We start from the raw sequence: 18,901 nt of genomic DNA, 5'->3' as shown, positions 1-18,901 counted from the left end.
ACCCGGCCAACCGCCGGTCCCGTGGGCGGCGCAGCGGACGGGCGTGCGAGAGCGCCGGGACGGTGCGGGAGGACCGCCCCGGCGGCGGGCGCCCTCAGCGGGCGGCGAGAACGCGGGCCACGCGGTCGGCGGCGGCGGTGACGTCGTCGGCTGCGGCGATGCGCTCGGCCCACGACCACCAGTACCACCAGCCGCCGGCGCCCTGCTCCACCAGGATGTTCTCGGTGAGGGCGGAGACGTCCGGGTTCACCACGTGCAGGCTCGGCGACTGGCCGCGGGGCAGGAGAAGACGCACCCGGAGGCCGCGCTTGACCAGCTCACCGCCGAGCTCTTCCAGATATTCGATCCGCGTCTTCGACAGCGCGGCCGTTCCCGTATCGTCAGGCGTCATCCTTGCTTCCTCACGGACTCCGCACGGCCCGACGTGTGCTCAGCCTCCCGCTTCACCGGCCCCGGCGCAAGCACATCGGCTGGTCAGCGGGGTGTGAGGCGGCACCGAAGGCGTGCGCGGCCCGCGTTTTGGAGGTCCCGGGGACCCTATCCGGGATATCTTGCGCGTAGCACAGGAACCGGAACATGGGGGGCGAAGATGACGGTGGGCGCGGGTGCCCAGCCTGGAGCCGGCCCGGCCGCCGCACCGCCGGGCGGCGCCGCACGGGGCGCGCGGACGTGGCACCGGTTCCATTACGCGGTCGGGGTGTTCCTCGTCGCCTACGGCGTGACGAGCCTCGTCAGCGGGGTGCTGCTGTGGGGCGACCGCGTGGAGGAGATCGAGGGCTACTTCGGGTCCGGCCCGGCGGCCGGTGTCCTGATCTTCGTCAAGGCGATCGAGGCGCTGCTCGTCCTCGGCACGGTGGCGGGGGTGCTGCTCCGCCGCGACATGATGTTCGTGCCCCCGCTGGCGGGATGGATGGCCGGGTTCGCGATGTTCGCCGTCCTGGACGTGTTCAAGGGCCGGTGGGGCGGCCTGGCCGAGCACCTGCTGTACCTGGCGGCGTTCGTCGTGCTGCTGTTCCTGTCCTACGGGCTGAGCGCGAAGGCCCAGCTCGCCGCCGCGCCGCGGGAGGCCGCGCCGGGCTCGTCCCCCATCGGGCCGCGGGGGCTCACCCGCACACAGGAGTTCGCCCTCCAGGCCATCAACCGGGCCGCCGCGCTGACCGGGCCGCGCCCGCGCCCCGAAAGGCGCGACTGATCTTGGCAGATGTTGCCCTTGGTGTGACCCTCGCCCGGTGTCACGTTGTGGCCCATGAGAGCCCGAAGACTGGCATGGCCGGTGGTCCTGGCGGCATCGCTCGCGGTGCCCGCGTCGCTCGCGGCGCCCGCCGCGGCGCGGCCCGCCGCCCCGGCCGGCTGCGACCCGGTACAGACGGCCCCGGTGTACCGGGGCAAGGTTCCCTCCCCCAAGCAGGTCCTCGGCTTCGACCTCGGTGAGCGGCCGGTCAGCGCCGCCCAATCCGACGCCTACCTGGAGACGGTCGCCGCCGAGAGCGAGCGCGTCGTGTCCGGGACACTGGCCACGACCGCGCAGGGACGTCCGCTCAAGTACGCGATCGCCGGACGTCCCGCACTGATGTCCAAGGCGGGACTCGCCAAGGTCCGGTCCGATGCCGGCCTGCTGCGCGACCCGCGCACGCCGGAGGCGCTCGCGCGGCGGATCACCGAGCACGGCGTCCCGATCCTGTGGATCAGCGGCAACGTCCACGGCGACGAGCCGAGCGGCACGGACGCGGCGCTCAAGGTGCTCCGCGACCTCGGTGACCGCACCGACTGCGCCGCCACGGCGATCCTCGACAACGCGCTCGTCGTCGTCCTGCCGACCCAGAACCCGGACGGCCGCGAGCTGAACACGCGCCAGAACGCCTACGGCTTCGACATGAACCGCGACTGGTTCGCGCGCACCCAGCCGGAGACCGACGGCAAGCTGGCGATGCTCAACACCTACCCGCCGGCGCTCTATATCGACGCGCACGAGATGGGCGGGACGTCGTACTTCTTCCCGCCGAACGCCGACCCGATCTACCACGAGACGCCCGAGCAGGCCATCGGCTGGATCAACGACCTGTACGGCGCGGCGATGGCGGCCGAGTTCACGCGGCAGGGCATCGACTTCTTCAACCGCGACGTCTACGACCTCTTCTACCAGGGGTATGGGGACTCGGTGCCGACCAGCGGGTTCCTCGCCGCCGGGATGACGTACGAGAAGGGCGACGAGAGCCCGTACCCGGAGCGGGTGAAGGAGCAGTACCTCACCCAGTGGGTGTCGCTGTCGGCGGCGGCACGCAGCCGGCACCGCGTCCTCACCGACTGGCGCCGGATGACGGTGGACGCCTACGCGCAGGGCAAGACGGGCGAGCTGGAGCCCAACCAGATCTACAACCCGCCGAACCAGATCGACCGGCAGGTGCCGGACCGGAAGGTGCGCGGCTACTTCCTGCGGGACGACGACCCGGCCAAGCGCGCGGAGGTCCGCCTCATCGTGCGGCGCCTGCAGCGCATGGGCGTGCGCGTCGAGAGGCTCGTCCGGCCGCTGACCGTCCCGGACTTCAAGGCGTACGGGCGGGCCGAGGCGAAGACGACGCTTCCCGCGGGCACGTACTGGATCACGATGGCGCAGGGGCAGAAGCACTGGATCCAGGCCATGCTGGGCGAGGACTCCTACACGCCGTTCCCGTACTTCTACGACGTGACGGCTTGGAGCCTGCCCCTGCTGGGGAACGTTCCGGGCGGGTCGTCGGGCGCCGTCCTGCGCCCGCGGGCGGTTCCGGTGCGGACGCTGCCCGCGCCGCGTCCGGGGCATGAGGGCAGGGCGCCGAAGCTCGGCGTCCTGCAACTGTCGAAGACCTCCTCGTCGGCGCGCGAGTCGGCCGGGTGGCTGCGGCACCGCCTCGACCGCGAGTGGAAGCTGCCGTTCACGCCGCTCACCCCGGCGGACGTCGCGGCGGGCGGGCTCGACGGCATCGAGGTCCTGGTCACCCCGGACGGTCCCGCCTCGTCCGCCTACACCGCGCTCGGCGATGCCGGGCGCGCCGCGCTCCAGCGCTGGACGCGGGACGGCGGCCGGTACATCGGCTGGCAGGGCGGCACGCAACTCGCCGCCCGGCTGGGGCTCACGACCGCGGTGCTGGCGGAGCCGACGTCCGACATTCCCGGCACGATGTTCCGCGTGAAGGTGGACCGGTCGAGCCCGCTGGCGCGGGGCGTCGGCGCGACGGCCTGGAACTTCACGTCCTACGACCTGGTCATGCGGGCGTCGACCGGCGTCGTGGTGTCGTATCCGCGGGCGGACTCGCCCGACTGGTTCGTCTCCGGGTTCGAGCGGGGCTCATCCGAGCTGGGCGGCACCGCGGCGGTCGTGGACCAGCCCGTCGGCGCGGGACGTTCCGTGCTGTTCGCGGCGGAACCGAACTTCCGCGCGTTCAGCGACGGCACGGCCAAGCTGCTCTACAACGCGATCCTCGGGCCCGACCCGGCCAAGGCCCCGGCACCGCAGGGGACGGCGAAGGCCGTGCGGGCGGCGGCGGAACTGCCGTCGCATGAGTCGCCGATCCGCGTGTCGGTGAAGGCGGCGGACGCCGCGAAGGCCGCGTCCGTCCTGCGGTCGGCCGGTGCGCGGTGGGCCGAGACCCGTTCCGGCGGGGTCGTCCACTACGTGATCGACAACCCGCGGGGCCTGCCGGTGGACCACCACCCGTTCGCCGGACGCCTGCCGTCCCTCATCCGCGCGGCCGGCATCGAACCGGTCGCCGTCACCCTGCCCTGACCGCTCACCGTGGCGCGCCGGCGACCCCGGCGCGCCACGTCCTACTTACGGACGATCCACGCGATGGCGGTCATCGTGCCGGGCGGAACCTCGGTGAACCCGCCGTCCCGGACGGCGACCGCCGCCTTCTTCACGCACCGGATCCACGGGACGTCGCGGGCGAGGTGCACGCGGGCACCGGCCTCGGCCCACGCCGCCACGTCCTTGCGGCGCCCCTGGCGGAGAAGCAGCTGCGCGGCGTGCCCGCACTGCGCGGCGGCCTTGCCGGTCGTGATCGTCACGTCCGGGTTGAGGGCGATCACCGCGTACGGGGGTTCGGGCGGCGGCCCGGGCTCCGCTTCCTCGGCCAGATCCAGACCCGCGACCTGGAGCCTGGCCAACTGCGGCGGGACGTCCGCCACCGGCCCGGGCGGGAAGGCCCGGACCTGCGCGCCCGCGTGCTCGACGGTGACACCGGGCAGTGCCTCCGCCTCCGGCCACCGCACCCCGCGTGCCCGCCGCGTCACCTTCCGGATACGGCGCGACTCCCACTCGCCGACGGCCTCCCGCCATTCGCCCTCGGTCGCGCGGGGATCGGTGAGCAGCCGGACGACCGCCGTCGCCGCCGCCTCGCAGACCGCGTCATGGCCGGGCGGATCGGCCTTCTCGGCGTGTACCACCAGTTGCATCGCCCAAGGCGGATCATCGAGGGGGTCGTAGTCGGGTCGCACCCGTGGAGTATTCCAAACCCGATCCGGCTTTCCGGGGTCGGAGTGTGGGTAATGCACCTCTTACCGTCCCCCGGACGTCGTTCAGGTACGGGAGGTCTCCGGTGACCAGTGGCGCGTGGAGTGATTCCATACCGGGAATCGGGACGTTCTTCGTCGGCATCGACATCGCCCCGGGCCGCTACAGATGCGAAGACGGCAAGGGCGGCTGGTGGGTGCGGTTCACCGGCCCCGGCGGAGGCGACCCCGTCGGCTCGTGGCCGCTGCCCTCCGGCCCGACCGAGATCGAGATCGCGTGCACCGACTTCGCGTTCGAGACCCACGTCCCGACGTCCTGGCGGCGCACAGCGCCCCCGCGCGCGCCCGAGGACGGCTCCCCCGCCGAGCCGCGCCCCGTCGCCGACCCGACGCTCCGCGCGGAACTCGACACGATCGTGGAGCGCCGCCGGCCGCTGCTGTGGCTGGCGCCGCTGTCGGTGCTCGCCCTCGGCCTGGTCGGCTCACCGCTGCTCGGCTCGCTGTGGCTGGTCGGCCTCGGCATGCTCGCGGTGCTGGTCGCGCTCGGCACCCCGTCGGTCTCCCTCGACCTGCGCCGCGCCCGCGAGTTGGAACGGCGCCGCGACCGCTACCTGACCCCCGAGGACTTCGACGACGAGGGCCGCGCGATGCTGGCCCGCGTGCAGAGCGCGATCGACACCGTCCGCGACTCCGACGTCAACCGCGAGGGCCTGCTGGACGCGGTGGACAACGCGGTGACCCTGCCCCGCCAGGAGTGGGAGATCGCGCAGGTGCTCGCGAAGCAGTCGAAGCTGCGCGCCGACCACGCCACGATGTCGGGGACCGCGGCAATCCCCGAAGTGGAGGCGGCGCTCCGCCCGCTGCGCGACAAGCTCGACATCTCGGTCGACGCGGTGACCCGCCGCGTCGAGGCGCTCGAACGCTACGCCGAACGCGCCAAGTCGGCCGACGAGGTCCTGCACGCCCAGCGCCACCTGGAGGCCATCGCCGAGAAGGCCCACGAGTACGACGAACTGCTCGCCGACACCGTCCGCGACGACCTTGCGCTCCCCGCGATCGAACGCCTCACCGAACAGGGCGACGAACTCCTGCGCACCCTCCGCGAACGCCTGGCCAAGGCCGCCGAAGCCGGCAGCGAACTCCCACCCGCCCCCTGATCCCCCTATCCGGCATCGAGATCGTCCTGGAGCCGCTGTAGCTCCTGCAGTTTCTCCGTGATCTCCCGCATCGTGTTCCGCACCTCCGCCTGGAGGCGCCTGTACTGCTCCACCTGCTCCTCGTCCACCACCTCCTGCTCCTCGGCCATCGCCTCCTGCCACTTCTCTTCGACCTGGTCGATGCGCGGCGACATCTCGGCACCGAAGATCGCACTGCCCGCCGCCTCCCGTAGCGACCTGCGACCGGCCAGAACGTCCTGGACGAGCCGCTGGAACTCGGGATTCGCCGAGTTGTCCTTGAGGACCTCGAGATCGCGGCGAATCCGCATGGAGGCCCGCTGGTCACCCCGCGCAATGTCCATCATCGGCTGACCGGTCTCGTCGAACTCTGTCATCGCTAGATCACCTTGTTGTCGTAGGAGCCTTTCGGGAACGGCTGGGCGTCCAGGCCGTGGATCGAACCGAGCGTCCCGCTGACCAGGCCGATGAACCCGAAGACCGCGGCGACGGTCAATCCGACATATCCAAGGACCTCCAGCCACTTCTGGATGCCCAGGCCGATCTGTGCCATGATCACGGCCATTCCGACGGACGGCCCCACGATGGTCCAGCTTGTCGCGGCCGAGGCGGCCGCCTCGATCGCGACCATCAGAGCCAGATCGACAATCGCTTCCACACCGCTGGCCGCGGCCTTGGCGGAGGACCATGCTCCGAAGGCGGTGGACTGACACTCGTTCGCCACAGTCTTGATCGGATCGACCTGCTTGTCGATCGCGCTCACGAAGTTCTGGAAGTACCCTTCACAGGCGTCAGCGGCATTCCCGTCCCAACTCTTCAGCATCGTGGCCGAGCCCTCCCGCACCCCCTTCGCGTACTCACCGTAGAACTCGCTCACATGCCCGAGGGACGAGGCGAACTTCGAGATGGACTCCCAGTCGCCACCGATCTGTTTGCCCAGCCATTCCGCCGGATTGACGCCACATATCTTGTCGAGCGCCCAGAACAGCCAATGGCTCGGGCTGACGAAGTCGGTGAGTGACAGGGATACGTCGACCGCCTTGGGCATGGGCTCCGCCGTCGTCGGAGCCACCAGCTTGGCGGCAGGCGATGTGGTCATGGGTTGCCTTACGGATCAGAATTACTTCTTCGGGTAGGTACGATCTATTTTTTCGGCGATCTTTTTCTCCGTTGCACGATAAACCTCAGCGCACTTGTGCAGCTCTTTTCCCGATGAGACGGTGAGGGCATCCAGCCGCTCAACGTTCTTCTGCACGGCATCGCCTATGCGCAGGACTCCGAGGGCGTATACATACCCGAAGAGCAGTCCTCTCTCACTGTCCACCGCCTTCTGATTGCCCTGCACATAACCCTTTGCCTTCTTGGCGTCCCCGGCGAGCACCCCCAGAGACTGAGCGAATGTCTCCAGCGCACCCGGCTCAACACGGAACGACATGCATTCTCCTTCTACCGGAAGACCGAGGTTCCCGCTCGACTTGCAATCGCCTCCGCCTCCTGCCAACATCTTGCCCGCCATCGATATACCCAAAAAGGAGGGTCACCATGGATCATCGCTTTCGTCTCCGTTTTGTAGGTGGCATGGCCATGGCTGCAGGTGCAGCCCTTGGAGCCTCATCCGCGATATACCTCTACTTCGGCGGTCTCGTAGGCGCCACGGGATTTCTCATCGGAGGATATCTGTTCCTCCGCGGAGCAAAAAGTAACGGCAAACGTGCGGCCGCCCTCACTCTCGCCGGCATGGCCGTCATGGCCGTCGCATTCCTCCTTACCAGACTCCTTGCTCACACCTGACCAATCCCGCACATTCACGAACCGCATTCATGACATCGGCGCGGCGGTCGCGACTCCCATGCAAGATCACCAAACTACAGAATTTTCACATCCATCGGAGGTTCTTCACGGCCGACCTCCGATGATCCCGGCGGCATCTGAGTCGAATTATCGACTCCATCGGCTTCGAAATATGCCCCATCCATAACGAGTAGACCCTCAAAGGCTCGGCGTCCCATGGGGGCGCCATGCCCAGTTCAACTCCATAAGGGCCGCCCGGAAAAATAAATATCGGCGACCGTAACCTCTGTCCGGGATTGGCTGCCTTTTATGGGCTCACCTGGAGTCTTTTTATGCACCCTTGACCGCATCCGGTCACTTCATATGCAAGCCACAGCGGCGTCGCGGACCTGCGCTGGTTCCGGCACCCGCTGCGGTTGCTGGACGACGGCGAGCTGGACGTCACCGGGCACTGGTGACCTTCGACACCGCCCGCTACCTAGCCGAAGACGAACAGGGCGACTACCTGCCGACTATCAAGGGAACCGGCCATCGCCGCCGGCAGCGAGCCGATCGGTGCCGATCCCGCTCAGCACATGACGACACAACCGCCGCGCGGCAGGCGACCTTGAAATCGCCCCGGATATGGACCATCCGATGTCGAGGCTCCGCCGCGGCGACCGATCGAATCACTCATCTTGCACGGGATACCTCTCAAAGAGATGCCCGAAAGGGGTGATCGCTGCGACCTTAATCGGGGTCGGAACAGATGGCCGTTTCCAGGGTGGGTCTGGTGTGCTCGGGTCATCATGGCCACATACGGACAGCCGGGGGAAAGCGTTCACTCGCTGCATGACGGTTATGCGGCCGGCGGTTCTAGGGTGGTGCGGACCATTCCCGGGGAGGTGGCATGGCACAGGACGGGACGGCGCAGCCGGGTCCGGTCGTCGATGTGACGAGGCCGCATCAGGCGCGGTTGTGGAATCACTGGCTGGGCGGCAAGGACACCTATCCGATCGACCGTGAAATCGGTGATCGCATCGCGGCGGTGTATCCGGAGATCGCGGACGTGGCGCGGCAGTCGCGGGCGTTTTTGATCCGGGTCGTGCATTTCATGACCGGCCAGGGTGTCCGGCAGTTCCTCGACATCGGGACCGGGCTGCCCGCCGTCGACGACACCCATGAGGTCGCGCAGCGGGACGCCCGGGACTCGCGGATCGTGTACGTCGACAACGACCCGGTGGTCGTGGCGCACGCTCGCGCGCTGCTGACCAGCGCTCCGGAGGGGGCCTGCGCCTATATCCAGGCCGACATCCGCGAGCCTGAGGCGATCATCGAGGAGGCCGCGGCCTTCCTCGACTTCACCGAGCCGGTCGGGCTGCTGCTGCTCGGCATCGTCGGCAACGTGGCGGACGAGGACGACCCGCCGGGGATCGTCCGGCGGCTCGTCCAGGCGCTGCCGTCCGGCAGTTTCGTGGCCGTCAACGACGGCACGAACGTCCTCGGCGTGAACGAGTGGACGCCCGCCGAGGCCACCGCTCGGGGCGAGGCGCTCCGCCTCTGCGCGGAGGCCGGGACGGTCCCGTACCACGCGCGCACCCCCGAGTACATCGAGGCGCTGTTCGCGGGCCTGGAGCCGGTGGAGCCCGGTGTCGTGTCGACCCCGCTGTGGCGGCCCGACTTCCCGCAGGTCGGCGCGCCCCGGCCCATCGACTCCTTCGGCGGCGTGGCCCGCAAGCCCTGAACGACGCCGGCCGCGCGCCCCCGGCGGCCCGCCGGGGTGCGGGCGGTTCAGCCGACCAGGGCGCGTACCTGAGCGGGGCCGGTGAAGACCTCGGCGCGCATGCCCGCCTCGCGGGCGGCGAGGACGTTGCGCTCGGTGTCGTCGAAGAAGATGGCGTCGGCGGGGGTGACACCGAGGCGCTCGGCGCAGATCTCGTAGGCGCGCGGGTCGGGTTTGGCGACGCCGATGCGGCACGAGTAGACGAGGGCGTCGAAGCGGCCGAGCCAGGCTCCGTGCCGGGCCTCGAAGCGGGGCACCAGGTCGTCGATGATGTTGGACAGCAGCCCGAGCGTGCGTCCCTCATCGGCCAGTTCGCGGACGAGGGCGACCATCTCGTCGTCCACGTCCGTCCAGCTGCCGAGGTCGGCCTCGATCAGCGCGGGGACGTCGGGGAAGGTGACGCCGAGCCGGCCGGCGACCTCCGCCCAGTAGGCCGCGCTCTCCTGGCCGGCGTCGTAGGCGGGGCGGCAGCCCCAGTAGGCGTCCCAGAAGGCCGGGCCGGACGTCCCGGCGATGTCCTCGATGCGCCGCACCGCCTCGGGGCTCTGGGTGCGGGCGATCACTCCGTACAGGTCGAACACGATCACGTCGGGCATGCCTTCGACCCTAGATGCCGCATGAGACACTCGCCCGGAAATGTAGCAAGCGCTTGGTATTGCCCGTACGCTGGGGCGGCGATCGAATCGAGCAAGCGGTTGGGCGACACGGCATAATGAGAGGGTGACGACCACGAGCGCTAAGTCCGGACGATCCAGAACCCGTGCCGCGGGCGAGGGCGGATCCCGCCGCGGCAGGGGCTCGCCCGCCCTGGCGTCGGAACGGCGCGAGCACCTGGTCAGACTCGCGGCCGAACTCTTCGCGGAGAAGGGCTTCCAGGCCACCACGGTCCGCAACATCGCCGATGAGGCGGGCATCCTCTCCGGCAGTCTCTACCACCACTTCGACTCCAAGGAGTCGATCGTGGACGAGATCCTCTCCGGGTTCTTCACCGAGATCATGGAGTCCTACCGGGCGGTGATCGACGAGGGCCGCAACCCGCGCGACACCATCGCCGGGCTCGTCCGCGTCGCGTTCGGCACGCTGGAGCCGCACCGGGCCGCGATCACGGTGATGCAGAACGACTGGAACTACCTGAAGGGGATGGAGCGGTTCGCCTACCTGACCAAGTCCGAGGACGAGGTCGAGAAGATGTGGGTGTCCACGCTCCAGGCGGGCCAGGCGGAAGGGCTGTTCCGTCCTGACCTCGACCCGAAGCTCACCTACCGGATGATCCGCGACACCGTGTGGGTGGCGGTCCGCTGGTTCCGGCCCGGCGGGCAGTTGGACGCCCAGGGCCTCGCCGAGCACTACCTCAAGGTGATGTTCGACGGCATCAACCTGCACTAGACCCGCGCGCCCGGCCGCATCTCCACCGCGTGCGCGGGGCGGGACGGCAGCAGCCGCCCGAGCGGCCCGGGAAGCCACCAGTTCGCCTCCCCGAACAGCTCCATCAGCGCCGGGACGAGCACCAGCCGCACGACGGTCGCATCGATCAGGATCGCGACGCTGAGGCCGAGGCCCATCTGCTTGACGGCGACGTCCGCGCCGAGCAGCACCGACAGGAACACCATCACCATGATCGCGGCGGCCGCGGTGATCACGCGGGCGGTGCGCGACAGCCCGAGCGCGACGGCTTCGCGGGTCGGCATGCCCGCCTCGTAGATCTCGCGGACGCGGGAGACGAGGAACACCTCGTAGTCCATCGAGAGCCCGAACAGGATCGGGAACATCATCAGCGGCACCCACGTCGTGACCGGCATGTCGGTGGGGAAGCCGAGCAGGCGTCCCGCCCAGCCCCACTGGACGACGGCCGTCACCACCCCGTACGCAGCCGCGATCGACAGCAGGTTCATCAGCGCGGCCTGCACCGCCACCGTGACCGACCGGACGAGCGCGACGAGCAGCACCAGTGACAGGCCGACGACCACGGCGATCAGCAGCGGCAGCCGGCCGCCGACCTCGTCGGCGAAGTCGATCGACGCGGCGTTCGGCCCGCCGACGTGGGCGTGCACGCCCGTCCGCGGGATCACCTCGTCCCGCAGCGTGTGGACGAGCTTCGGCGTCTCCTCGTCCTGCGGGCCCGTCTTCGGGAACGCGATGACGATGGACGCCCGGCCGTCCTCGCTGGTGCGCGGCGGCTGGACGGCGGCGATGCCCGGCGTCTCGCGGACCGCCCCGGCGAGCCTGGCCGCCGCCCCGCCGTTCCCGTCCTCCGTGACGATGACCAGTGGCGCGGCGGTGCCGGGCCCGAAGCCCTCCGCCATGATGCGGCTCGCCTGGTAGCCGCTGTGGTCGTGCGGCTGGGTGCTGGAGTCGGGCAGGCTCAGCCGCATCGACAGCGCGGGGACGGCGAGGAGCAGCAGCACCACGGCCGCGCACAGCCCGGCGGCGACCGGGTGGGCCTGGACGGTCCGCGCCCAGCGTTCGGCGAGCGGGCGGCGGGCCCTGCCCGCCCGACCGGAACGCGGGCCGGGGACGCGGAACCGGTCGATGGCGTGCCCGGCGAAGCCGAGCAGCGCGGGCAGCAGCGTCACCGCGCCGAGCATCGTCATCAGCACGGCGACGCCGGCCGCGACCGCGACGCCGTTGAGCAGCTTCTGCTGCATGATGAACAGGCCCATGAGCGCGATCACCACGGTGCTGCCGGCGAAGAGGACGGCCCGTCCGGCGGTGCTGACCGCGGTGACGGTGGCGTCCTCGGGATCGTTGCCGGCGTGCAGTTCCTCCCGGTGGCGGGTGACGATGAACAGCGCGTAGTCGATGCCGACGCCGAGGCCGATGAGCGCGGCGATGATGGGGCTGAACGCCGGCGCCGGCAGCAGGTGCCCGATCAGCATGATCAGCGCGAGGCCGGAGCCGATGCCGAAGAGCGCCGTCACGATCGGCAACCCCATCGCCAGCACCGACCCGAACGCGACCAGCAGGATGACGATGGCGGCGAGCACGCCGATGGCCTCGGAGGGGCCGCCGCCGGGCGTCTCGGCCGTGTCGACCGCCGATCCGCCGAGTTCGAGCCGGACGGGCCCGGCGCCGGTGCGCACGTCGTCCAGCAGCGCGGTCACCGCGGACCTGGGCATGTCGTCGGAGGGGACGTCCAGCTCGCCGACGGCGAACGCCGTCTTCCCGTCCCGCGATATCTGGCCCGGCCGCTCGTACGGGGACGACACCGACGCCACGTGCGGCGTCTTGGCGAGCCGGTCGATCGCCTGCTCCACGCGGGCCTTGACCTGCGGGGACCGGACGCCGCCGTCCGCGCGGACCGCCAGCGTGATCGAGTCGCCGCTGTTGCCCGGGAAGTGCTCGTCCAGGAGGTCGGACGCCTTCGCCGAACCCGAGTCACCGCCGGAGAAGTCGTTCAGCGGCTCGGCCGCGAAACCGAACCCGAGGACCATCACGACGATCGTGCCGATGATCCAGCCCGCCACCGTCAGGCGCCGTCTCCGATAGCAGAACCGGGCGAGCCTGGCCAACCTCATGGGAACCACCTTTTGCGGACGCACCGCACTCGGAGGGATACCGTCCGCTCCAGCGTGGTTCCGCGGCGCCGCCCGGGGCATCCGGCTGGCGGCGTCATTCGGCTGTCCGAATACTTCGGTTGGAGTACATCCGGCGCGGTATCCCACTGTGCGCCGTCCCTAACCCCCATAGTGGACTTAGTCATAATTTGCCGAGTAGGGGTGTCGCCTTGGCCCGTGGGGATGCTGCCACTGAAGAGTTCTACGGGGGGAGGGCGACATGACGGTTCAACGGGGCACCGGCGGTCGCGACGAGCCCACGCCCGCGGCCCAGCGCGCCGCCACGGCGCGTGGCCTTCAGCAGCAGTTCCCGGGGGTGCGAGTCTGGTACGGCGAGGCGACCGGGTCCTGGTGGGCGATGGTGCCGCTGCGGGAGGGCCCGCGGCTGCTGGAGGCTCCCTCGCCGCAGCAGCTCCGCGAGGAGATCATGAGCCTGCGGAGCCGGGGGTGACCAGTCCCGACTCGTAGGCGAGCACCACCAGCTGGGCCCTGTCCCGCGCGCCCGCCTTGCCCATGGCCCGGCTGACGTGCGTCTTCGCGGTGAACGGGCTGACCAGCAGGCGCTCGGCGATCTCCTCGTTGGACAGGCCCCGTCCGACCAGCCGGACGACCTCGCGCTCGCGGCCGGTGAGCGTCCCGAGCGCCCCGGCCCGCGGCCGGGGCGGTTCGGGGGCCCGCGCGACGAAGCCCTCGATGACCGCGCGCGTCACCGCGGGGGCCAGCAGCGACTCGCCGCCCGCGACGACCTGCACGGCCCGCAGCAGTTCCTCCGGCTCGATGTCCTTCACCAGGAACCCGGACGCACCCGCCCGCAGCGCCTGGTAGACGTATTCGTCCTCGGTGTAGGTGGTGAGCACCACGACCCGCACGTCCCGCAGCCCCGGGTCGGCGGCGATCACCCTGGTGGCGGCGAGCCCGTCCATCTCGGGCATGCGCATGTCCATGAGGATCACGTCGGGACGCAGCTCGCGGGCCAGCGCGACGGCCTCGGCGCCGTGGTCGGCCTCGCCCACCACCTCGATGTCCTCGCCGTCGGCGAGCAGCGAGCGGAAGCCGGCCCGCACGAGGGACTGGTCGTCGGCGAGCAGCACGCGGATCATCGGGTGTTCCGCCCGTCGGGAGTGTGGCTCACGCCGCAACGTTACGACGTCGCGCCCACGCCGGGGGACGGTCCGGAGCGTATGCCGCCCGCCGGGAACGGGGCGCGATCCGTCCCCAGCGGGCGTCTCTGTCGAAACTAACCCGAAAATCGTTCAAGCACAAGCGCTTGCTCGGTTTTACTCTCCGTCACATCTCGTACTGGATGGCGGCGCGCTCGGCCACGATCGGCGTGATGAACTCGTCGAGCACCGCGCGGTGCGCGGGATGGTCGCGGTAGACGAGGTAGGCGTCGCGGTCGGCGAAGTCCGCGACGATCGCGAACTCATAGCCGCCGGGGTTCACGCCCGCGTTCACCCCCGTGCTGTACACCTTGATCTCCGGGATGAGGCCGGGCAGCTCACCCAGCTTCGCCGCGACCTCGTCCTGCTGGCCGGTCGTCGTTCCCTCGACCCACTTGAACATCGCCACATGACGGAAACCACTCATGCGGGCAAACTATCGGTGGCGGCCTCCGGTCAGCCGGAACCGAGCTCCGCCGCCGTGATCGCGCCGAGCTCCCAGCACGCCTCCAGGTCGGCCTTGCCGGGCTCCCCCGTCACCACGACCGGCGGCTGGACGGCCTTCCATCCGAGCCCGGTCGTGATGGCGTCGAGAGCGCGCAAGGCGCCGGTGGCGTCGTTGTTGCCGTGCAGGAACGCCCCGAACGGGCGGCGGCCCGTCTCCTCCAGGCACGGGTAGTAGATCTGGTCGAAGAAGTGCTTGAGCGCCCCGGAGAGGTAGCCGAGGTTGACCGGCGAGCCGAGAAGGTACCCGTCCGCCTCCAGGGCGTCCACGGCGGAGGCCGTCAGCGCCGCCCGGGTCACGAGCTCCACGCCCTCGACCTCGTCGGTGGACGCGCCCGCGCGCACCGCCTCCACCATCGCCTGCACGGACGGGGACGGCGTGTGATGGACGAGCAGGAGCCGCTTCATCATCTGGAGGGTACCGGTTCGTCGGGCGTCCGGCGGGGCAAGAGATCGGTGAGCGGTCTGCGCTTGCGACCGCGGGCCGCCCTGAGAGGCGTGATCGACGCCCGGCCCAGGGAATGAGTTCCAAAGGATCTTGGTTGGGGGCTCAGCGGAGGTGTCCTTCGTGGAACCGGGGAAACCGGCCGTGCGCGCGGCGGCACGGCCCGTCTGGCCGCTCGCACTGGCCACGGCGCTCATCGCCGTGCTGATCGCGGTGCCGGCGCTGCCCGGGTCCCCGCACTGGCTCGGCCGGCTGTCCCGGCTGGTCACCGGCGGCCCGCTCATCCACGCGCACGCCATCGCGCTGGCGCTGGCGCTCGCGCTCGTCGCCCGCGGCGTGCTGCTGCGCCGCCGCGCCGCCTGGTACGGCCTCGTCGTGCTGATCGCGCTCGGCCTGCTCGCCGTCGTCACCGGCGAGGACCCGCCGTGGCGGCTGCCGCTCCTCGCCGCGGCCCTCGGCGGGCTGTGGCTGGAGCGCGCCCGGTTCCCGGTGCGCCCGCACCACGAACGGGTCCGCACCGCGGTGAAGACGGGCGCGCTGCTGGTGGTCGCCGCCGTCTCCGGCTCGCTGCTGTTCGGCGGCGTGTCGGTCCGGTCGGTCGGCGACGTCGCGGCCGGCCTCGGTTCCACCGGGGCGCCGCTGGACGGCGCGTCCTGGCTGCCCGGCGTGCTCGGCCTCGCCGGCGCCGCCGGGCTCCTCGTCCTGGTCACCACGCTGCTCGCGCCCGACCCCCCGCCGCCCCCCGGCGACGCATCAGAACGCCGCCGCGTCGCGCACCTCGTCGCGCATCCCGGCTCCGACACCCTGGCCCCGTTCGCGCTGCGCCGCGACAAGGCGTACGTGTTCAGCGCGGACGGCCGGGCCGCGATCGGCTACCGCGTCCTGTTCGGCGTCGCGGTCGCGGGCGGCGACCCGGCCGGCGACCCCGCCTCGCACGCCGACGCCGTCCGCGCGTTCCTCGCGATGTGCCGGACGGCGGGGTGGCGCCCGGCCGTCCTCGGCGCGAGCGACGGCATCCTCCCCGCCTGGGGGCGGTGCCGGACGATCGGTTTCGGCGACGAGGTCGTCATCCGGCCCGCCGAGTTCACGCTGACCGGCCGCCGGATGCGCAACGTCCGCCAGGCGGTGAAGCGCACGGAGAACACCGGGGTCACCTCCCGGATCGTCCCGGAGAACGAACTGTCCCCGGCGTTGCGCGACCGGCTGCTGGACGTCGCGGCCCGCTCGCTCGGCGGCGCGGCCGAACGCGGCTTCGCCATGAATCTGGACGAACTGCTCACCGGCTACCACCCGGGGGCCATCGTCGCGATCGCCTACGACGCGGGCGAGGAGCCCATCGCGTTCCAGCGCTACGTCACCGCCGGCGAGGGCCTCAGCCTGGACGCGATGCGCCGCAGCCCCGGCGGCCCCAACGGCGTCAACGAGCGCCTCATCGTCGAGATGATCGAGTACGCGGCCGAGCACGGCCACGGCGTCGTCTCGCTGAACTTCGCCGCGTTCCGCGAACTCCTCGACAACGACGAGCGCGGCCCCCTGGAGAAGGCCGGCTACCACGCCCTCCGCCTGCTGGACCCGTGGATCGCCGTCGAGTCCCTGTATCTGTTCAACAAGAAGTTCAGGCCGTCCTACAAGCCGCGCAACGTCGTCTTCCGCTCCTGGTTCGACATCGGCCTGCTGGCCGCCGCGCTGCTGACCCTGGAGTTCGGCCGCACCCGCCTGCCCCAGCGGACGGAAGAGCCGCTGGCCGAACCCGTCCACCACCTCGGCCGCTAGCGGCACCCAGCGGCCGAGGCCGCCCGCGCCTCGCTGTCCCGACCGTGTAGACACGGACGCATGGAGATACGTGACCTGCACCCCTGGCCGTCGACGGCCGAGGAGGCGGAGGCGATCCAGGACCGGCTGCGCGCGATGCTCGAACCGGACGTCCCCGGGCCGGTCCGGCCGCGCACGGTCGCGGGGCTGGACGTCTCCTACGCGGGCGACGGCGGCGGTGTCGGGACACCGCTGGCCGCCGCCGTGGTCGTCCTGGACGGCACGACGCTGGAGGTGCTGGAGGAGTCGGTGGCCGTCGGCACGGCCGCGTTTCCGTACGTACCGGGCCTGTTCGCGTTCCGGGAGCTGCCGACGCTGCTGGACGCGCTCCGCAACCTCAGGGCAACGCCCGGCCTGCTCGTCTGCGACGGGTTCGGGGTCGCGCATCCCCGGCGGTTCGGGCTCGCCTGCCATCTGGGGGTCCTGACCGGACTGCCGGCCATAGGCGTCGGCAAGACCGCCTTCATCGGCACGTACGAGCAGCCGGGTCCGCGGCGCGGTGACTCCAGCCCGCTGATGGACGGCGCCGAGGTCGTCGGGCGGGTTCTGCGCACGCGGGACGGCGTGAAGCCGGTGTTCGTGTCCGTCGGTCACCGCACCGACCTTGATACGGCGTGCCGGAACGTCCTCGCCCTCACGCCCGAATACCGGCTGCCGGAGACCACGCGCCGAGCCGACCGGCTGTCCCGGGAGGCCCTGGCCGGGTAGCGCGCCGCCCGCGGAGATGGCAGGCTCGTCCGAAAGCCAGGCGGAGCCCCCGGGCCATCCGCCACACCGCTGGACGGTGCCCATGGACACCCGGCCGATGCGGGCCGACGCCCGCCGCAACTATGAGCGACTCATCACGACCGCCCGCACCGCCTTCATGGAACACGGCACGGGCGCGTCCCTCGACGACATCGCCAAGCGCGCGGGCGTCGGGTCGGGGACGCTGTACCGGCACTTCCCCACCCGCGACGCGCTGCTGCACGCCGTCCTGCGGGAGCGGATCGACGGTCTCCTCGCGCACGCCGAGGATCTGCTGACCGGGCCCGAGGACGCCGAGACCGCGCTCGGACGCTGGCTGCGGACCTATCTCGCGGGCGCGGCGACCCCGCGCGGCACGTCCACCGTGATCATCGAGGCGATGTCGGCGGAGTGGGCGGACACCGGCCTCGGCGCCGCGGCCGCCGCGATCTGCGACGCGCTCGGCCGGCTCCTGGACCGGGCTCAGCGGGCGGGGACGATCCGCACCGAGATCGACCCGCACGACCTGCTGCGGCTCACCAACGCGATCGGTGTCGCGTCCGAGCGCGCCCCCGAGCCCGGCGCGTACGCGGACCGCATGCTGACCCTGCTCTTCGACGGCCTCCGCACCGGGTAGGGGCGCCTTGTTGCATTGACCAAGCGTTCGCTAGGTTAGCGGGGTGGCAACGGGCGACGAGGAGCGTTGATGGGGCAGCTTGACGGGAAGGTGGCGCTGATCACCGGCGGCGCGCGCGGGATGGGCAAGGCGCACGTGCGCCGGTTCCTGGACGAGGGCGCCAAGGTCGTGTTCGGCGACGTCCTGGAGGAGGAGGGCGCCAAGCTCGCCGCCGAACTCGGAGACGCCGTCCGGTTCGTCCGGATGGACGTGTCGTCGCCGCAGGACTGGGACGCGGCCGTCGAGACCGCGACGTCGACGTTCGGGGCGCTGAACGTCCTCGTCAACAACGCCGGGATCATCCGGCACAAGCGCATCGAGGACATGGAGCTGGACGAGTTCCGCCGGATCCTGGAGGTGAACCTGATCGGCCAGTGGCTCGGGGTGAAGACGGTCACCGGGCCGATGCGCGAGGCGGGCGGCGGCTCGATCGTCAACGTGTCGTCCACCGAGGGCTTCATCGGGGCGGCCGGCCTCGCCGCCTACAGCGCCAGCAAGTTCGGCATCCGCGGCCTGACCAAGTCCGCCGCCCGCGAGCTCGGGCAGTACGGCATCCGGGTGAACTCCGTCCATCCCGGCGGCGTGCTGACGCCCCTGTCCATGCAGGACGACGTCGTCGCGGCCACGGTCGACAGCGCCGACGCGTTCCTCAAGGCGCTGCCCCTAGGCCGCATGGGCAACTCCAAGGAGGTCTCGGGCCTGATCGTCTACCTGGCCTCGGACGACTCGTCCTACTGCACCGGCAGCGAGGTCCTGGTGGACGGCGGCATGCTGACCGGCGCGGGGTACTGAGCGCGGCGGGCCGCCGGTC

General features: G+C 71.0%; 20 protein-coding genes. 10 read left to right on the top strand and 10 right to left on the bottom strand.

Features of this window, described 5'->3' with window-relative positions; all coding sequences use genetic code 11:
* Positions 1-94: 94 nt before the first annotated feature.
* The gene (locus tag AF1_RS20800; protein WP_067801725.1) at positions 95-391 is read right to left on the bottom strand and encodes a hypothetical protein; all 297 of its coding nucleotides are present in this window, start codon (positions 389-391) and stop codon (positions 95-97) included.
* Between the two features lie 198 nt (positions 392-589).
* On the opposite strand from AF1_RS20800, the gene AF1_RS20795 reads away from it, so the two are divergent.
* Positions 590-1,192, top strand: a complete 603-nt coding sequence (locus AF1_RS20795) for a hypothetical protein (protein ID WP_067801722.1) — start codon at positions 590-592, stop codon at positions 1,190-1,192.
* Positions 1,193-1,246: 54 nt separating this feature from the next.
* On the top strand, positions 1,247-3,760 hold the full coding sequence (locus AF1_RS20790) for a M14 family zinc carboxypeptidase (RefSeq protein WP_084263170.1): 2,514 nt from the start codon (positions 1,247-1,249) through the stop codon (positions 3,758-3,760).
* A 41-nt stretch (positions 3,761-3,801) separates the two neighbouring features.
* Here the strand turns inward: AF1_RS20790 and AF1_RS20785 are convergent, their stop codons facing one another.
* A complete protein-coding gene (locus tag AF1_RS20785; protein WP_067801717.1) occupies positions 3,802-4,470 on the bottom strand; it encodes an aminoacyl-tRNA hydrolase in 669 nt (222 codons plus the stop codon).
* Positions 4,471-4,571: 101 nt separating this feature from the next.
* Between AF1_RS20785 and AF1_RS20780 the strand changes: the two genes are divergently transcribed.
* Complete coding sequence (locus AF1_RS20780) at positions 4,572-5,642, top strand: hypothetical protein (protein ID WP_067801713.1); 1,071 nt, start codon at positions 4,572-4,574, stop codon at positions 5,640-5,642.
* Between the two features lie 5 nt (positions 5,643-5,647).
* Here the strand turns inward: AF1_RS20780 and AF1_RS20775 are convergent, their stop codons facing one another.
* The 3 genes from AF1_RS20775 to AF1_RS20765 are packed head-to-tail and all read right to left on the bottom strand — an operon-like array spanning position 5,648 to position 7,095.
* Positions 5,648-6,037, bottom strand: a complete 390-nt coding sequence (locus AF1_RS20775) for a hypothetical protein (RefSeq protein WP_067801710.1) — start codon at positions 6,035-6,037, stop codon at positions 5,648-5,650.
* A gap of 2 nt (positions 6,038-6,039) precedes the next feature.
* The gene (locus AF1_RS20770; protein ID WP_131732513.1) at positions 6,040-6,759 is read right to left on the bottom strand and encodes a hypothetical protein; all 720 of its coding nucleotides are present in this window, start codon (positions 6,757-6,759) and stop codon (positions 6,040-6,042) included.
* Positions 6,760-6,780: 21 nt separating this feature from the next.
* Entirely contained in the window at positions 6,781-7,095 is a 315-nt protein-coding gene (locus AF1_RS20765) for a type VII secretion target (RefSeq protein WP_067801705.1), read from the bottom strand.
* A 1,245-nt stretch (positions 7,096-8,340) separates the two neighbouring features.
* On the opposite strand from AF1_RS20765, the gene AF1_RS20760 reads away from it, so the two are divergent.
* Entirely contained in the window at positions 8,341-9,174 is an 834-nt protein-coding gene (locus tag AF1_RS20760; protein WP_067801702.1) for an SAM-dependent methyltransferase, read from the top strand.
* A 47-nt stretch (positions 9,175-9,221) separates the two neighbouring features.
* Here AF1_RS20760 and AF1_RS20755 read toward each other — a convergent pair whose 3' ends face one another.
* Positions 9,222-9,809, bottom strand: a complete 588-nt coding sequence (locus AF1_RS20755) for an HAD family hydrolase (protein ID WP_067801699.1) — start codon at positions 9,807-9,809, stop codon at positions 9,222-9,224.
* Between the two features lie 124 nt (positions 9,810-9,933).
* Between AF1_RS20755 and AF1_RS20750 the strand changes: the two genes are divergently transcribed.
* Positions 9,934-10,599 (top strand): TetR/AcrR family transcriptional regulator, encoded by a 666-nt coding sequence (locus AF1_RS20750; protein ID WP_067801696.1) that lies wholly within the window; start codon positions 9,934-9,936, stop codon positions 10,597-10,599.
* On the opposite strand, the gene AF1_RS20745 is transcribed toward AF1_RS20750, so the two are convergent.
* Positions 10,596-12,728, bottom strand: a complete 2,133-nt coding sequence (locus AF1_RS20745) for an MMPL family transporter (protein ID WP_067801693.1) — start codon at positions 12,726-12,728, stop codon at positions 10,596-10,598. The two genes, AF1_RS20750 and AF1_RS20745, sit on opposite strands and share 4 nt — an antisense overlap.
* 259 nt (positions 12,729-12,987) lie before the next feature.
* On the opposite strand from AF1_RS20745, the gene AF1_RS20740 reads away from it, so the two are divergent.
* Positions 12,988-13,218 (top strand): hypothetical protein, encoded by a 231-nt coding sequence (locus AF1_RS20740; protein ID WP_067801689.1) that lies wholly within the window; start codon positions 12,988-12,990, stop codon positions 13,216-13,218.
* Here AF1_RS20740 and AF1_RS20735 read toward each other — a convergent pair.
* The 3 genes from AF1_RS20735 to AF1_RS20725 form a co-directional block, all read right to left on the bottom strand.
* Positions 13,193-13,867 carry a response regulator gene (locus AF1_RS20735; protein ID WP_067801685.1) on the bottom strand — a complete coding sequence of 225 codons (675 nt, stop codon included), beginning with the start codon at positions 13,865-13,867 and terminating at the stop codon, positions 13,193-13,195. The two genes, AF1_RS20740 and AF1_RS20735, sit on opposite strands and share 26 nt — an antisense overlap.
* Before the next feature lie 187 nt (positions 13,868-14,054).
* A complete protein-coding gene (locus AF1_RS20730) occupies positions 14,055-14,354 on the bottom strand; it encodes a Dabb family protein (RefSeq protein ID WP_067801682.1) in 300 nt (99 codons plus the stop codon).
* A 29-nt stretch (positions 14,355-14,383) separates the two neighbouring features.
* Positions 14,384-14,839, bottom strand: a complete 456-nt coding sequence (locus AF1_RS20725; protein ID WP_067801763.1) for a flavodoxin family protein — start codon at positions 14,837-14,839, stop codon at positions 14,384-14,386.
* A gap of 160 nt (positions 14,840-14,999) precedes the next feature.
* On the opposite strand from AF1_RS20725, the gene AF1_RS20720 reads away from it, so the two are divergent.
* The 4 genes from AF1_RS20720 (at position 15,000) to AF1_RS20705 (ending at position 18,882) form a co-directional block, all read left to right on the top strand.
* Positions 15,000-16,649, top strand: coding sequence for a bifunctional lysylphosphatidylglycerol flippase/synthetase MprF (locus tag AF1_RS20720; RefSeq protein ID WP_165488348.1), 1,650 nt, complete (start codon positions 15,000-15,002; stop codon positions 16,647-16,649).
* Between the two features lie 60 nt (positions 16,650-16,709).
* Positions 16,710-17,396: an endonuclease V gene (locus tag AF1_RS20715; RefSeq protein ID WP_067801676.1), complete on the top strand. Its 687-nt coding sequence runs from the start codon at positions 16,710-16,712 to the stop codon at positions 17,394-17,396.
* Positions 17,397-17,478: 82 nt separating this feature from the next.
* On the top strand, positions 17,479-18,051 hold the full coding sequence (locus AF1_RS20710) for a TetR/AcrR family transcriptional regulator (RefSeq protein WP_067801673.1): 573 nt from the start codon (positions 17,479-17,481) through the stop codon (positions 18,049-18,051).
* 69 nt (positions 18,052-18,120) lie between these two features.
* A complete protein-coding gene (locus AF1_RS20705; protein ID WP_067801671.1) occupies positions 18,121-18,882 on the top strand; it encodes a glucose 1-dehydrogenase in 762 nt (253 codons plus the stop codon).
* Positions 18,883-18,901: the final 19 nt, after the last annotated feature.

This window comes from Actinomadura formosensis NBRC 14204 (assembly GCF_001552155.1).
In the GTDB taxonomy this organism is placed as follows: Bacteria; Actinomycetota; Actinomycetes; order Streptosporangiales; family Streptosporangiaceae; genus Spirillospora; species Spirillospora formosensis.
The sequence above is the reverse complement of the archived record's forward strand: the minus strand, read 5'-3'. Positions and strand labels throughout refer to the sequence as shown.

Coding starts and splice junctions, on each gene's coding strand:
- AF1_RS20800 (WP_067801725.1), bottom strand. CDS start 391: ATGACGCCTGACGATACGGGAACGGCCGCGCTGTCGAAGACGCGGATC.
- AF1_RS20795 (WP_067801722.1), top strand. CDS start 590: ATGACGGTGGGCGCGGGTGCCCAGCCTGGAGCCGGCCCGGCCGCCGCA.
- AF1_RS20790 (WP_084263170.1), top strand. CDS start 1,247: ATGAGAGCCCGAAGACTGGCATGGCCGGTGGTCCTGGCGGCATCGCTC.
- AF1_RS20775 (WP_067801710.1), bottom strand. CDS start 6,037: ATGACAGAGTTCGACGAGACCGGTCAGCCGATGATGGACATTGCGCGG.
- AF1_RS20770 (WP_131732513.1), bottom strand. CDS start 6,759: ATGACCACATCGCCTGCCGCCAAGCTGGTGGCTCCGACGACGGCGGAG.
- AF1_RS20765 (WP_067801705.1), bottom strand. CDS start 7,095: ATGTCGTTCCGTGTTGAGCCGGGTGCGCTGGAGACATTCGCTCAGTCT.
- AF1_RS20760 (WP_067801702.1), top strand. CDS start 8,341: ATGGCACAGGACGGGACGGCGCAGCCGGGTCCGGTCGTCGATGTGACG.
- AF1_RS20755 (WP_067801699.1), bottom strand. CDS start 9,809: ATGCCCGACGTGATCGTGTTCGACCTGTACGGAGTGATCGCCCGCACC.
- AF1_RS20745 (WP_067801693.1), bottom strand. CDS start 12,728: ATGAGGTTGGCCAGGCTCGCCCGGTTCTGCTATCGGAGACGGCGCCTG.
- AF1_RS20740 (WP_067801689.1), top strand. CDS start 12,988: ATGACGGTTCAACGGGGCACCGGCGGTCGCGACGAGCCCACGCCCGCG.
- AF1_RS20735 (WP_067801685.1), bottom strand. CDS start 13,867: ATGATCCGCGTGCTGCTCGCCGACGACCAGTCCCTCGTGCGGGCCGGC.
- AF1_RS20730 (WP_067801682.1), bottom strand. CDS start 14,354: ATGAGTGGTTTCCGTCATGTGGCGATGTTCAAGTGGGTCGAGGGAACG.
- AF1_RS20725 (WP_067801763.1), bottom strand. CDS start 14,839: ATGAAGCGGCTCCTGCTCGTCCATCACACGCCGTCCCCGTCCGTGCAG.
- AF1_RS20715 (WP_067801676.1), top strand. CDS start 16,710: ATGGAGATACGTGACCTGCACCCCTGGCCGTCGACGGCCGAGGAGGCG.
- AF1_RS20710 (WP_067801673.1), top strand. CDS start 17,479: ATGGACACCCGGCCGATGCGGGCCGACGCCCGCCGCAACTATGAGCGA.
- AF1_RS20705 (WP_067801671.1), top strand. CDS start 18,121: ATGGGGCAGCTTGACGGGAAGGTGGCGCTGATCACCGGCGGCGCGCGC.